A 13,756-nucleotide genomic window follows, 5' to 3' on the forward strand; every position below is an offset into this window, starting at 1 on the left:
AACTGGCCCCGCATCACGCGGGGTCTTTTTTTGTCCAGCGATCACCCAGGAACCTGGCCTCCAAAATTGTCCGGCGGCGGGGCAGAAGGCCAGGCCCCCTGCCCCGCCGCCGGACCGGCGGTGTCCGCGCGGGAGCACCGCTTGGGCGGTGTGGGAAACTTCAATTGAGTATCGCCAACAGTAGATGCGATCCGACGATCGCTTCTCATGCGCAGCAGGACTTGCCTTCCTGAATTGGGGGGCATGGCACAGTCGCGTAGGAACAGTAGACGCAGCAGTCACCTTCGAGTGGTTTCAACACCACGTGGCAAGAGGTGCATTCGTAAAACCACTGGCACGCGTCCGTCGGCATGGTCTCTTCAACCGAGTGGCCGCATTCCGGGCAGGTGATTGTCGATTGGAGAGTTATTTTTGCTGTCTGCGTCGCCATAAGGCATACCCCGTCAGTAGGAAGATCCCGGCCAAAAGCGGCAAGAACATATCGTCGCGATAGACGTATCCCAGTCCCCCGCTGATCCCCGAGAGCGAAGTACCGCCAGGCAACAGCGGGGATACGCAACTACTATCGCCAGTGCGCTGCCCGCCAGCCCCAAGCTTACAAAATCGGGCGACCGCGGCGCGGTCTACGAGTTACCATCAAACACCGTGGCTTCGTAACCTGCATTCGTTGACGCAGCAATGATCGCTTCAAGCGATGCGACGGCGTCGTCGTAGATCACCAAAGCCGTGCGCTGCTCTGCATCGGCAAATACCGAAACCACGCCGTCAACCTCTTGGATTGCTGCTTGCACAACGAAGGGGCAACTGGCGCAAAACATGCCTGGAACCGAGAGGTTGACGGAACGTTCCTCGGCAAAAGCTGCGGTTGCGAGTATGGCGTATGCTGCCGTGAGTTTGAGAAGCCTTTTCATCATTTTCCTTTCAGAGACCGAGCAGGATCGGGGCAACTACGGGTGCGATCCAATTCCAAAACAGAGCGATTAGCACCAATGCGGTCGACACCCAGAGCGCCGTTTTCACAAGCCGATTTGGCAAGGGGCGTGCGCAAGCTGCGCCGTCATCGCACGGCTTGGGCTGGCGATAGACCAGCCAGTAACCGTAGCCAAGGAACCCTACGGAAATTGCGATGAACTCTGGCTTATATGGCTCAAACGCCGTGAGGTTGCCGATCCATGCACCCGATATGCCAAGGCTAAACAAGAGCAGGGGGACAATGCAGCAGGTCGATGCCGCGACTGCGCCCAGAACTCCTCCAACCGCTATCCACCAGGTTTTCGTTGATTGCTCATCAGCAAAAAGCTGAGTCCCGGTCTCATTTGTGACTGTGTCGCTGCGTGTTCTTGTATTCATGGTCTCTTTATGCATCCTGTAGCTACTACAGGATCAAGTGGGATGGCATCACGTGTTTGCGATTGGAGAAGCCTCAAGACGTAGTGGCGTATCGGTCGAGACGATCCGGTACTACGAGCGCGAAGGGATTACCGCGAAACCTGGCCGTGCAGCAAATGGGCGGCGGCTTTACAGCGATGCGGAGATTTCAGAGCTGGCGTTTATCAAACGGTGTCGTGACCTCGGGTTTTCTTTGCCGGATGTTCGAGCATTGCGATCATTGTCCGGGAATGCAGAGGGTGCTTGCTCTGAGGTGTCGACCTTGGGGAAACGTCACCTTTCGGATGTTCGAAGCAAAATCTCCGACCTGAGAAAGATCGAAGCCGCTTTGGAGGACTTAGTGGCTTCATGCGAAAGCGGCGAGGCGAAATGCGCGATGCTTGAAAATCTGTTGGCAGACAAAGATTGAACCGGACTCCTCGGCCGCACCAAGCCGTTTCCTGCAGAGCGGTCGTTCGCCTGATAGCTGCAAGTCCGCGCTCAGGTCATCCACCGCTGCTGCTATCGGTGTCTGTTTCAGAGACTAGGCTTTTGCTTCTTTCCAGCTGCCGCGTTCCGCAAGACGTCTTCGAGCAGTTTAATTAGTGGCTCAATTTGCTCCTTCACTTGGAGTTGCATGACATGCTGGTCGCAGGGGTCGCCCCGGACACAAAGGGCGGTTGCCAGAATTATCCCCTGCCCCGCCAGGGCATTCCTCGCGGAACAAAATTCAGGCACCCTGCCCTTCTCCGCTTCGCTTCGCCTTCGGTGTGTTCGGGACATTGTCCCCTGCCCTCTGACCATCATTGCAACACCAGATGAAGGAGCAATCAAATGACCACCAACTGCATCAAATTCGAAAGCGCCGATGTTGAGACCGCTAAAGGCGCCGGTTCGATCTCCACCCTGACCTTCGACATCGATATCACCGTCGAGCCGGTCGTCAGCGACAATCCGATGGCCCCGACCCATCGCGTTCTCGGCCGCTCTCCCCGCGGTCGCCTGGTCGAATGCGGCGGGATCTGGAAGAAGCAGAACCGCGACACCGGTGCCGACTACTTCACGCTGACGATCCGCGACTACGGCTTCAACGCCAATCTCGGCAAGGCAGCTAACCAGGACGATGCCGCGCTTCAGGCTGTTATCCCCTGGGGACCGAAAGAGGCTGTCTGAGGAAAGCGCCGGACCGTTTTTGACGGCCCGGCGCAACCGCGTCGCCGAAGCAGTTAACAGCTGTTAACTGCATGAGGCCGTACGCCTCCCTAGTAGGCCAACGGTCTGACGGCACAAATTGTGGATAAAATCCTTGACTTAACAGGGTGAATCACTGCCATTAGAGTCAAGTTGCGCAAATAAGCGCGTTCGAGCAGAGAAATAGCAACTATGTTCCAGACGGCACCCATAGAAGCAGCCACTCAGTCTGAACTTACAAGTCAGATGGCCGCGCGTCTACACACAGCGCTTACCACGCATCTTCAGCAAGCCTATGCGCCGGATCAGCGCAAGAAATTGAGACTATTCACCGCAACAGAGACTGCTGAGCTTCTGGGGGTCACCGGACAGTTTCTGCGCAAATGCCATAGCGAGGGGTCCCTGCCTGAGCCGGAAGTCGTCAAGAACGGGCGCAGATTCTATTCCGGCGAAGAGATGCTCCAGATGCGGCGCCTCCTTGAGACGACTTCGCGTACGCCGGGCAAATACCTCCCTGGCCGTCGGGAAGGCGATAAGCTCCAAGTCATCCAGTTGATGAACTTTAAAGGCGGCTCAGCGAAGTCCACGTCAGCCATCCATCTTTGCCATTACCTCGCCTTGAGCGGATATAGGGTCCTTGCAATCGATTTGGACCCCCAAGGAAGTCTCACCGGGTTTTGCGGGATTCAAACGGAGTTGGAGTTCGAAGGCGCGTCGATCTATGACGCTCTACGCTACGACGATCCGGTGCCGATGTCTGAAGCCATCGTCGAGACCTATTTCGCGGGTCTCCACCTTGCGCCTGCGCGTCTTGTGCTGAGTGAATTTGAAACCGAAACCGCAGTCAATGCGGGACGAGGTGCTGCATTCTTTGAGAAGCTTGATCATGCCATCCAGTCTGTAGAGAGCGACTACGATGTGGTGGTGATCGACAGCCCGCCGGCACTCGGGTTTCTGACGCTAACAGGGCTCTATGCCGCGACATCGGTCATCGTCCCGATGACGCCAAGTATGCTTGATTTGGCTTCAACTCAGCAATTCGTTGAGATGACATCCGCGTATTTGGGGGTCATTGAGGATACTGGTGTTCAGCTTGACCACGACTTTTTCTCCTTTCTCATCACACGCGACGATCCGAGCGATATTCCCAGTCAGCAGATTGTGAGCTTGATGCGGGCTCTGTTTCAGGATCGTGTCGTCTCGGCGACAGGCTTGAGAAGTACGGCGATCGGTGACGCGTCAATGCTGAAGATGTCCATCTATGAGGTTTTGCGCTCGGAGATGACACGCTCGACTTACGACCGAGCGAAATCGAGCATGGACGCTGTCGGCGGCGAAGTCGCAAAGATGATCCAGCAAGCTTGGGGGCGTTAATCATGGCGATGGGGAAAAACAAAACCGGGATCATGGCCGCGATTACTGCGGCAGCCGAGGCGCCCAAGGACAGTGGATCGGATCGCGCGCACAGGACTTTGCCAAAAGGGACCATTGGTTCTGTCCGCGCAGGCTTGGGCGGCATCCAGGAGATTGATACCAATTTGGTGCTTGGCTGGGGGCCGAAAGATAGGCTCGACATCGAGTTAACAGCTGTTAACAGCGATGGGCCGCATGAATCCATCCAGGAGCTCGCGGCAAGTATTGCGGAAGCGGGGCAGCAAGTTCCAGTCCTGCTGCGCCCCTCCAAGGAGCGCGACGGACATTTTGAAGTCATTTATGGCCAGCGTCGGATCTTGGCATGCCGCCACCTCGGGATACCTGTTCGGGCGCTGATCCGAACTCTCGACGATACCGACGCCTTGATGGCGAAGGGGCTTGAAAATGCCGGCCGTGCTGAGCTTAGCTACTACGAGCGCGTTCGGTTTGCCCAAGCGATCCTCGAGCAAGGGTATTCTCGCGCTGAGGCCTGTCAGGCTCTGGCGATCAGCAAGAACACGCTCTCCCAACTGGAGAGGATCAATCGCCTGGTGCCCTCTGCTCTTGGCGAAGCGATCGGTGCGGCGCCGGGCGCCGGGCGACCTAAATGGATGATCCTCGCGACCGCTTTTGAAAAAGCGCAACTGACCGAAAAACACGTTCTCGAAATTTTGAGCGGATCTGCGGAATTGGATTCCGACCAGAAATTGGAAGTTGTGCTTCACGAAATCGGAAAGCGCGGCAAGCAGGACCGTACCACCCAAGAGCGCTCTCCGGTTCCGGGCGTGCAGATCAAGAGCGGAAAATCCGGGCTCGCAGTTACTGTCAAACGCGCAGGGGTGAACAAGAATTTCGCGAACTGGCTGGACCAGAACTTGGACCAACTAATTCAAGATTCCTTCGAACGGTTTCAATCAGAGAACCCCGAAGGGTAGGGGCGGTTAACAGCTATTAACTGTCAGAGTGAAGGCAACGAGCAGAAAGGAGGACGGCACAAAAAGAAACCCTCGAAACCGAAGTTCCGAGGGCTGCTGCGCACAAGGCGCGATTTGTTCTAACACCACAATCCTAGCAGCCCGCGAATCGCTAAACAATGAAAAACGTCTTCGGGCGAACTGGTTTTCTGTGCCGATTTAGGTAAATGACAAATTTCAATGATGCTCCACATGGAGCGACTGAGACAGGCATGCCTCAGAACAGTAGAGGTATGTCCAATATCAACCAACCGTCTGGATGGCGCAAAGCAACGGCAGGACTCGCCATTTCCGAGCAACTCGCACAAGCCGGTGAACAGGTGGCGTTTCCCAAGGCGCGGGCCTTCGTGGCCGTAAAGCGCGTGGGTGCCCATATCGGCCTCAAGGCTGGTGACATGATGCTTCTCGACACGCTCGGGGCCTTTACACAGGCCCAGGACTGGGAGGAGGGGCGCCGCCCGATCGTCTGGGCATCGAACGCCTATTTGATGGAACAGACGGGCTTCTCGCTGTCCGCGCTCAAGCGCCATGCGCGGCGCCTGGCTGAGATCGGGGTGATCTCCTTCAAGGACAGCCCCAACGGCAAGCGGTGGGGCCGCAGGGACGTGGATGGCGTGATCATCGAGGCCTACGGCTTCGATCTGTCGCCGCTGTCAGCGCGTGTCGAAGAGTTTGAGCAGCTGCGCGCTGAATTGCAGGCCGAACGCGAACTTTGTCAGCGCCTGAAGCGCCAGATCACGGTGGCGCGCCGTATGATCCGCGCCCGGATCGAGGCGGGCCTCAGTGGAGCGCTGAGCGGCCCTTGGACGCAGCTTGCAGGGCTGTTCGAGGATCTCCTGGCGCGACTTCCACGCCGCAATGAGGCCTCGGAGAGGCTGGTACGGCTCCTGGCATGGTTCAAGGAGCTTCAGGGACGCGTGGAAGCGGCCTATCTCAACGCAACTCAGGCAGATGAAGCTGTGGAAAACACCGCTGAAAACATCGAACAAGGCACTAAGAAGACTCAAGAATTGAACCCCAGGGAGGTCATTTCCGAACCTCATATACTAATTACAACTCAACTTCATCCTGTAACCTGTAATCGCTCAGAAACTGAGCAAGCGGCGGGTGTGGTGCCAAATGCGTCTCCCGAAGAGCAGGTTGATAGGGAGTTGGAGGATTGGGTTGCTGAAACCCGCAAAAAACGCGGGGCAGCGCTTGATTTACCGACTATCATGCAGGCTTGTCCTGAATTCGCGTCCTGGGCGCGCAGTATGGGCGGGTATTTGAAGGATTGGAGCGATCTTCACCGGGTTGCAGGGCAGCTCAGGCCAATGATCGGTGTCTCAGAGCACGCCTGGAACCTCGCTCAAGACCGGCTTGGGCCTCAGATCGCGACGGCAGCGCTGGTTCTCACCTTCGACAAGCACTGCGCAGGCGAAGTGGCGTCTCCGGGTGGATATCTGCGCGGCATGGTCGAAAAGGCCGGGGCAGGGGAGTTGCACCTCGAGCGCAGCTTTTATGGCCGGTTGAGCGGGCAGGCAGCATGACTGGGGCATCACTGGACTCACCACGAGGTGGGGTTGGGCTGTCTTGGTCGGGTAATCGAACCGCGCAGATTTGCTGAACAGTGAATATTGACATTTTATCAAATATGAGGAATAGAGGGCTAAATCTGCTGAACAGTGAATATGGATGAAACTGCGAACATAGAACCGGAACTCTTGGAAAGCCTGCGCAACAGCCTTGCGACGATTCCAGGCGCTCAACTGGGCGAAATCTCCTGGCAACCGGGGATTGGCGGGCGTTTGCGCCCCGATGCGGTCCTGGATGCGGTTGTGGCGGATCATGATCTTGCATTCGTGGTCGAAACCAGAGGTGATGTGTATCCGCGGGACGCGCGCGAGATTGTCTGGCAGCTCAAACGATATCTGCAGGAGCTGGATAACTCCAATCGGCGATTTGTTCCCATGATCCTCGCGAGGTCGGTGTCGGAAGGGGCGCGCAACTTTCTTCAGGACGAGCGGGTCGCATACCATGACCTGAGCGGATCGCTCTTTATCAGCGATCGCGACACGTTTGTGCTGATTGAGAGGCCTAAACCCAAGCGCGCCAAGCGTCGGGATGTGAGCGTTTTCAAGGGAACCCGGGCGCAGGTTTTGCATGTCTTGTTCAACCATCCAGGCGAATGGGTCACAGGCTCGGAAATCGCCGAATATGCGGGCGTGTCCCCGGCAACCGTTTCTGAGACCTTCAGGGATCTTGAGCGTCGCGATTGGCTTGATGTGAGAGGGGAGGGGCCGGCGAAACGGCGCAGGCTGATCCGACCGGATGTCCTCTTGGATGCCTGGCGTGACAGCATTCTGGCAAGCCGCGCGTCGAGGCGAAGCCGTTACTATGTTCCGCGAATGAAACCCGAGGACATGGCCCGCGAGATCGAACGGGAAAACTACTATGACGACTTCGATCTGGAGTTCACCGGGCAGTTTGCCGCCCAAGCCTACGCGCCATTTCTTTCCAATGTATCTGACCTGACGGTTCGGGCGTTTGGGAAGCGGACACGTGACTGGCTCATCTCAACCCTGGGTGCCCGAGAAGTCTCCGAGGGAGCAAACCTGGTCGTGATTGATGGAAAACCCACGAAGCGCCATCACAGGATGCACGATGAGAAAGAGCGTCTGCTGGCCTCGCCGCTTCAGGTCTATCTCGACCTGCTGGAAGATCATGGCCGTTCCAAAGAAATGGCAGAGCATTTGCGGTCCCAAAAACTGGTGTGGCGATGAAGAAACCGACGGCAATTCAGGGCTACAACCAAACTGTCACGGATGCCTGTGAGCGCGTTCTTGTCACGCTGATACGCCATTTGGGACCTTGGCGAGACTCCATCTTCCTCGTAGGCGGGCTGACGCCCCGCTACCTGATCAAGGAACGTCCGCCAGCGGTGCCTGCGCACGCAGGGACTGGCGATGTTGACGTTGTCGTCGATATGAAACTGCTCGCTGACACCGAGGCGTATCGAACCCTTGAGGACAACATCAGGGCCATCGGGTTCGCGCGATCGGAAAACGACAAAGGCCAGAAGCAGTCATGGCGCTGGCAGCAGGAACTGGTCGACGGCACAGTTCTGATCCTGGAGTTTCTGGCCGACGCGGGAGAGGAGAAGGGTGGGGCGCTACAAGAGCTTCCCTCTGAGGGCGCGGTCTCCGCAATTCACATCCCACATTCGGCGATGGTACTTGATCACCACGAGACCGTCGACATTACCGCGGAGTTACTCGGCGACGGCGGTGTCACAACTGAGACCATTCGGCATGCCGACATTGTCAGTTTCACTTGCCTAAAGGCCTTTGCGTTTGATCAGCGCGGCGAGTTCAAGGACGCGCATGACCTCTGCTATTGCCTCACGCACTACAAGGGCGGAACGGATGCCGTACGAACTGCTTTCGAGACAGCTCTGGCTGGCAAACACGCCGGAACAATCAAGGCGGCAATTGATATCCTGGCTCGGCGGTTCTGCGATGGCGACGGTTTTGAGGGCTATCAGAAAGACGGTCCTGTCGCTGCGGCGCAATTTGAAGGCGCAGAAGACGGTGATCGCGACAAACGGATTCTTCGGCAACGTGATTTGAGCGCCGTCGTTCAGGACACCATCGGACCTTTCATCTGAACCTGGCCAGGCGGGGTAGGGGGCTTGCAGCCTCGGTTCCTCCGTCTCATCCCCGTGCGAGCAAGGGGATCGCGGTTATGGCGGTCGCCGCCGCCCGCGCAATGGTCTGCCCACTCCATTCGCTGACGCTCCCGTGTTGACCATGCCCGGGGCGGCTAAACGCGCCCGCCATTTCCTTCCGCGTCCCGCACGGGGACGAGACAATGGAGGATCACATGGCACCGAAACCCGACATCTACACTCGCATCACCGAGAAGATCATCGCCGATCTCGAGGCTGGCACCCGGCCCTGGCACAAACCCTGGAATGCCGAGCACCTTGCCGGTCGTATCACCCGGCCCCTGCGCCACAATGGCGTCGCCTATCGCGGCCTCAACATCATCCTTCTTTGGGCCGCGTCTGTCGCCCATGGCCACGCCGCACCCACGTGGATGACGTATCGCCAGGCTCTTGAACTCGGCGGGCAGGTTCGCAAGGGGTCCAAGGGCCAGCTCGTCATCTACGCCGACAAGCTGCGCAAGACTGAAACCGATGATGTCGGCCAGGATCGCGAGGTCGAAATACCCTTCATGAAGGGCTACACAGTCTTCAACGTCGACCAGATCGAAGGATTGCCTGAGCAGTACTACGCCGTGGCCGAGCCGTTACCCGAGACCACTGAGCGCGATGCATCTGTTGAAAGGTTTTTTGCCGCAACTGAAGCCGATATTCGCAACGGCGGCAGCCAGGCATTTTACGCGGTCGATCCGGACTACGTGCAGATACCATCCTTCGAGACATTCGAAACTCCAGAGTCATATTATGCGACGCTCGGCCACGAGATCACGCATTGGACGCGCCATCCAAGGCGTCTTGATCGCAGCTTCGGCCGCAAACGCTGGGGCGACGAAGGCTACGCCCAGGAAGAGCTGGTCGCCGAACTCGGCGCCGCGTTCCTTGCCGCTGACCTGGGTCTGTCGCCTGAACCTCGAGACGAACATGCCGCCTATATCGCGCATTGGCTCGAAGGTCTTCGCAATGACAAGCGGTTCATCTTCCAGGCTGCGGCTCATGCGCAGAAGGCCGTCGATTACCTGCATGGATTGCAACCTAAATCAGACGAGGTCGCCGCTTAGGCGGCCTCATATAGAGAGGGCTTTACGCCGGACAGCGGGGAGATTTTGGACCCTCGGTGCACCTGGCGCTGATGTTGGCAGTGCGTGACTAGCCTGTCCTTTGAATTACACGCAATATGTCCGCTATCGTAGATCAGTGTTCTCTTTCGCAAAGTTCGTGATCAGCCAGTGAGGCCAGAACGTAGCAATTTTCGGACACGCCGTGTCCGTCACAGCCATCAGAAATTCGCTTGAGTTCTTTCTCCAGCAACTTCAATCGCTTGATCTTCTCACGCACGTCTGCAAGCTGCGAAACGGCTATGTCTGTCGCGGTCTCGCACGATCTGTCCGGGTGGTCTTGCAACTCGATCAGGGACAAGATCGCCTCAATCGAAAAGCCTAGATCGCGCGCATGGCGGATGAAGCTGAGCCGTTCCAGCCCGGCTTTGTCATAGCGTCTTTGGTTGCCGCTCGTGCGCTCGGCCTCCGCCAACAGACCCATTTCCTCGTAGTAGCGGATGGTCGGCACCTTGACCTTGGTGCGCCTTGAAAGCTCGCCGATGGAAAACATGAAGAAACCTCTTGAACCTCTAGTCACTAGAGATTGTAGATAGAGTGGGACACAGCTGCAAGAGACCATCATGACCGACCAATACCTGTCCCCAACATCCCTTCTGGATTTCGAGGTTGGGCCCATTCAACGCCTGATTGCTGATCGTGGCTGGATGACCCTTTCCCAAGCCGACCGTATCGGGGCGGCCTATGACTTTGTCCGTAACGACGTCCTTTTCGGCTATAACTCCGATGATGCGCTGCCTGCGTCCAGAGTGCTGAGCGATGGCTATGGGCAGTGCAACACGAAAGGCACCCTGCTCATGGCGATTCTGCGCGCCCTTGGTGTGCCGTGCCGCTTTCACGGCTTCACCATCAACAAGCGGTTGCAACGCGGGGTCGTGCCAGAGCTGGTCTATCCGCTTGCCCCTGCCAACATCATCCATTCATGGGTCGAAATCTATCATAGCGGGCAGTGGCTGAACCTGGAGGGCTTCATTCTGGATGCACCCGTCCTGGCGGCCCTGCAAAATGCCTTTCCGATGCGTCAATCGCTCTGCGCCTATGGTGCAGGCACGGATTGTCTTCAGAACCCAAACGTCGAATGGCACGGCGCCAGTACCTACATTCAAAAGACCGGGATCAACCATGACTTCGGCACCTTCGATGATCCCGATACATTCTATGCAACCCACCGTCAGCTCACCGGCGTGAAGGGGCTTCTCTATCGTCTCGTCATTCGCCATTGGATGAACCTCCGCGTCAGGAGGATGCGCAAAGGCCACGTGCCGGATATTCCCGGCGGCGAAGCAGCCCTTGTTCCAGATCAATCAACCCTTGAAACGCAGGAGGCAACCTAATGTCTGGATGCTGTGGACACGATGCCAAATTCGAAGGCGTCTCGGACGACTATAAACGGCGGCTTTGGGTCGTCATTGCCCTGAACGCAACGATGTTCGTGGTCGAGATGGCTGCGGGCCATCTGGCCAAGTCGCAAGCCCTGCAAGCGGATGCCCTCGACTTCGCAGGCGACGCTCTGACCTACGGCATTTCGCTGGCAGTCATCGGGGCGTCAATCAGGGCGCGCACGAACGCCGCCTTGTTCAAGGGGATCAGCCTTCTGTTGATGGGGGTGTGGGTCTTTGGCTCTACCATCTACCGCGTCTTCTATGTCGGTGTCCCAACCGCCGAGATCATGGGCGCAGTGGGCTTTCTTGCCCTCCTGACCAACCTGGCAAGTGTCCTTTTGCTTGTCAGATACAAGGACGGAGACGCCAACGTCCGTTCAGTTTGGCTGTGCTCGCGCAACGACGCTATCGGAAATGTCGCGGTCATGTTTGCTGCGTTAGGCGTCTGGGGAACAGCTTCTGGCTGGCCGGACCTGATCGTCGCAACTATCATGGCGGGGCTGTTTCTGTCTTCGGCCTATCAGATCGTGCGCCAGGCTCTCGCGGAGCGCCGCCAGATGATCGAACACGGGCATGTAGAAACATGATGCAGACCGTTATTATCTATCTCGGCTTCGGGATTGCAGCAGCGACGCTCACAGCGATCCTGTGGTCGATTGTCTTTCCCAAGCACCGCGTATGGCCTCCGCAACGTATACCGCCCTCACGCCGGTACTCGTCTGGGTCCCGACATTCGCCCTGTTCGTCATCCTCATTGTCTTGGGGATACTGGGCTGGGGCAACGTCGCCATTCCCGGCTGGATGCGCTTCGGTGTTGGGCTTCCGCTTCTCGTGATCGGCAATATCATCGTTTGGTTGGAGGTCTCGCACTTCGGAGTGCCCCAGACGGGTGGTGCCAAGGGCACGCTGCGCACCGAAGGCATGTATCGGTATTCTCGGAATCCGCAATACGTGGCCGATATTGCTATCGTCGGCGGGTGGATGATCTTGTCAGCTGCGCCCTGGGTGTTCGCGGTTGGCGCTTTGGTAATTGCAATATTGGTGGTCACCCCATTCGCTGAAGAGCCCTGGCTTAAAGATCGGTACGGCGGTGCGTTTGAGGATTATGCTAAACGGGTCAGACGGTTTTTCTAAGTTTTTGTCCACAACGGCAAAGCCGACCTTCGCAACCTTGCGGCATCGGTCAAAGTGAGGCCCAAATCGGCCACTCTCTGCGCCAGCCCCAAATGTCTGCGTCGGAGACGTGAACCGAAATCGCCTAGTCACAACCCGTCGTAGGTTTTGTGGCCTGTGGCTGAAGCGGACTTTCCAGCAAGTTGCTCGGTATGCGTATAACACCTGATTGCTGCACCAAGACATCCGAGCGTATCGGTGGTGGTGACGCACGTCGCGCGCCCAATTCGACCCCCTTCGTTTTCTTCCTGATGCAATCTCCGTGACCTGGCCCGGCGGTCGGGCGTGCGCGGTGCACACCCCCTTCAAGCAGAACTTTCCCCTGCCTGCTGCGCAGTCATTCCTCGCGCACCAAAGTTCCGCCTGACAGCCGGGCCGGGCGGTCCCGGTCTCCCGTTTGCATCGAAAACGAAAGGAGACCGACATGACCAAGTACTACACCGTCACCACCCCCGACACCGGCAAGGATGGTAAGACCCGCTTCCACAAGGTGGGTGTCGCCTTCCCGCAGAACGAAGGTGCCAAGTCCTTCATGACCATCCAGCTCTTCGCGAACCCGGTGAACGGCGAGCTCGTCCTCTTCGAGCCGAAAGCCGACAGCGACGACGGCCAGGTCACCGAGTAACCCGACTGGGGAGGGGCCTTGAGCCCCTCCCGCCACGCCTCGCATGCATCTCATATCGACGGACAGACATCATGGAACTTCTTCCCCAATCCATTCTCGACCAGCTGGCCGCGAACGGCCACGCCAACCAGGAGCGCATCGAAGCTGGCGAGGACACCATCCACCATCAACCGGTAGTCAAGCTCTTCACCCCCGATGGCGGCGCCACCTGGCTCCTGAGCGAAACCGATCCCGAAGATGCCGACATCGCCTTCGGGCTTTGCGATCTTGGCGTTGGGCATCCCGAACTAGGTTCAGTCCGGATCAGCATTCTTCAAGCACACCGTGGGCGCCTCGGTTTGCCGATCGAGCGCGACCTCCATTTCAAAGCCGACGCGTCACTCAGCACCTATGCCGAGCGCGCCCGCAAAGCCGGAGGGATCGTCACATGAGCACGAACATTTGCCCCGAACACATCAGCGCCTTTGAGGCGCTGACTTCGGCAGAGCGCGACAATTTCGCGCTGTTCTCCTGTTTCCTGAATGGCGAACCAGCAGTCGCGATTGTCGCTGTGACACCGCCGGAAGATGACGACGGCGAGTACCAGATCACACCGCTCTTCGTGGGTGTCACCGAGACTATGGTGCTGACAGATCACGATGGTGTCGCGGCCTGACGGTCCCGCAGTTTCGGTTCAAAGCCGCAGAGACCGCCCCATTCGGGCGGTCTCATTTTTGACGTCAATCCTCCTCATCTGAGCTGTTCCGAGTTCAGGGGCAAATCGCAATCCCTCTCTCTAAGCGTTCTGTGCTCTGGTCTTTTTGACCATCCGG

Annotated in this window: 18 protein-coding genes; 14 read left to right on the top strand and 4 right to left on the bottom strand. The window is 57.7% G+C overall.

Going from position 1 to position 13,756, the window contains the following annotated elements; all coding sequences use genetic code 11:
- Positions 1-205: 205 nt before the first annotated feature.
- The 3 genes from MN188_RS16425 to MN188_RS16435 all read right to left on the bottom strand — a co-directional run bounded on the left by MN188_RS16425 (position 206) and on the right by MN188_RS16435 (position 1,365).
- The gene (locus MN188_RS16425; RefSeq protein WP_242110372.1) at positions 206-430 is read right to left on the bottom strand and encodes a GDCCVxC domain-containing (seleno)protein; all 225 of its coding nucleotides are present in this window, start codon (positions 428-430) and stop codon (positions 206-208) included.
- A 193-nt stretch (positions 431-623) separates the two neighbouring features.
- Entirely contained in the window at positions 624-911 is a 288-nt protein-coding gene (locus tag MN188_RS16430; protein ID WP_242110373.1) for a cation transporter, read from the bottom strand.
- A 10-nt stretch (positions 912-921) separates the two neighbouring features.
- Entirely contained in the window at positions 922-1,365 is a 444-nt protein-coding gene (locus tag MN188_RS16435) for a mercuric transporter MerT family protein (protein ID WP_242110374.1), read from the bottom strand.
- 37 nt (positions 1,366-1,402) lie between these two features.
- Between MN188_RS16435 and MN188_RS16440 the strand changes: the two genes are divergently transcribed.
- The 8 genes from MN188_RS16440 to MN188_RS16475 all read left to right on the top strand — a co-directional run bounded on the left by MN188_RS16440 (position 1,403) and on the right by MN188_RS16475 (position 9,707).
- On the top strand, positions 1,403-1,798 hold the full coding sequence (locus MN188_RS16440) for a MerR family transcriptional regulator (RefSeq protein ID WP_242110375.1): 396 nt from the start codon (positions 1,403-1,405) through the stop codon (positions 1,796-1,798).
- 404 nt (positions 1,799-2,202) lie between these two features.
- Positions 2,203-2,541, top strand: a complete 339-nt coding sequence (locus MN188_RS16445) for a DUF736 domain-containing protein (protein WP_242110377.1) — start codon at positions 2,203-2,205, stop codon at positions 2,539-2,541.
- Between the two features lie 264 nt (positions 2,542-2,805).
- Positions 2,806-3,933: a plasmid partitioning protein RepA gene (gene repA, locus MN188_RS16450; RefSeq protein ID WP_242110378.1), complete on the top strand. Its 1,128-nt coding sequence runs from the start codon at positions 2,806-2,808 to the stop codon at positions 3,931-3,933.
- 2 nt (positions 3,934-3,935) lie between these two features.
- Entirely contained in the window at positions 3,936-4,907 is a 972-nt protein-coding gene (gene repB / locus MN188_RS16455) for a plasmid partitioning protein RepB (protein ID WP_242110379.1), read from the top strand.
- 272 nt (positions 4,908-5,179) lie between these two features.
- Complete coding sequence (gene repC / locus MN188_RS16460; RefSeq protein WP_242110380.1) at positions 5,180-6,475, top strand: plasmid replication protein RepC; 1,296 nt, start codon at positions 5,180-5,182, stop codon at positions 6,473-6,475.
- Between the two features lie 141 nt (positions 6,476-6,616).
- Positions 6,617-7,708 (top strand): MarR family transcriptional regulator, encoded by a 1,092-nt coding sequence (locus MN188_RS16465; protein WP_242110381.1) that lies wholly within the window; start codon positions 6,617-6,619, stop codon positions 7,706-7,708.
- Positions 7,705-8,592 carry an antitoxin gene (locus tag MN188_RS16470; RefSeq protein ID WP_242110382.1) on the top strand — a complete coding sequence of 296 codons (888 nt, stop codon included), beginning with the start codon at positions 7,705-7,707 and terminating at the stop codon, positions 8,590-8,592. The genes MN188_RS16465 and MN188_RS16470 overlap by 4 nt, the downstream gene beginning before the upstream one ends.
- 215 nt (positions 8,593-8,807) lie before the next feature.
- Positions 8,808-9,707, top strand: a complete 900-nt coding sequence (locus tag MN188_RS16475) for an ArdC family protein (RefSeq protein ID WP_242110383.1) — start codon at positions 8,808-8,810, stop codon at positions 9,705-9,707.
- 133 nt (positions 9,708-9,840) lie between these two features.
- On the opposite strand, the gene MN188_RS16480 is transcribed toward MN188_RS16475, so the two are convergent.
- Positions 9,841-10,257, bottom strand: a complete 417-nt coding sequence (locus MN188_RS16480; RefSeq protein WP_242110384.1) for a MerR family transcriptional regulator — start codon at positions 10,255-10,257, stop codon at positions 9,841-9,843.
- 70 nt (positions 10,258-10,327) lie between these two features.
- On the opposite strand from MN188_RS16480, the gene MN188_RS16485 reads away from it, so the two are divergent.
- The 6 genes from MN188_RS16485 to MN188_RS16510 all read left to right on the top strand — a co-directional run bounded on the left by MN188_RS16485 (position 10,328) and on the right by MN188_RS16510 (position 13,599).
- Positions 10,328-11,098, top strand: a complete 771-nt coding sequence (locus MN188_RS16485; protein ID WP_242110386.1) for a transglutaminase-like domain-containing protein — start codon at positions 10,328-10,330, stop codon at positions 11,096-11,098.
- A complete protein-coding gene (locus MN188_RS16490; RefSeq protein WP_242110388.1) occupies positions 11,098-11,733 on the top strand; it encodes a cation efflux transmembrane domain-containing protein in 636 nt (211 codons plus the stop codon). Before MN188_RS16485 ends, MN188_RS16490 begins: the two co-directional genes overlap by 1 nt.
- 91 nt (positions 11,734-11,824) lie before the next feature.
- Entirely contained in the window at positions 11,825-12,280 is a 456-nt protein-coding gene (locus MN188_RS16495) for a methyltransferase family protein (protein WP_242110390.1), read from the top strand.
- 463 nt (positions 12,281-12,743) lie between these two features.
- Positions 12,744-12,944, top strand: coding sequence for a hypothetical protein (locus MN188_RS16500; protein WP_152456230.1), 201 nt, complete (start codon positions 12,744-12,746; stop codon positions 12,942-12,944).
- Positions 12,945-13,015: 71 nt separating this feature from the next.
- The gene (locus MN188_RS16505) at positions 13,016-13,375 is read left to right on the top strand and encodes a DUF2958 domain-containing protein (protein ID WP_242110392.1); all 360 of its coding nucleotides are present in this window, start codon (positions 13,016-13,018) and stop codon (positions 13,373-13,375) included.
- The gene (locus MN188_RS16510; RefSeq protein ID WP_242110394.1) at positions 13,372-13,599 is read left to right on the top strand and encodes a hypothetical protein; all 228 of its coding nucleotides are present in this window, start codon (positions 13,372-13,374) and stop codon (positions 13,597-13,599) included. Before MN188_RS16505 ends, MN188_RS16510 begins: the two co-directional genes overlap by 4 nt.
- Positions 13,600-13,756 lie beyond the last annotated feature (157 nt).

Source organism: Aliiroseovarius subalbicans, from assembly GCF_022678625.1.
GTDB lineage: Bacteria > Pseudomonadota > Alphaproteobacteria > Rhodobacterales > Rhodobacteraceae > Aliiroseovarius_A > Aliiroseovarius_A subalbicans.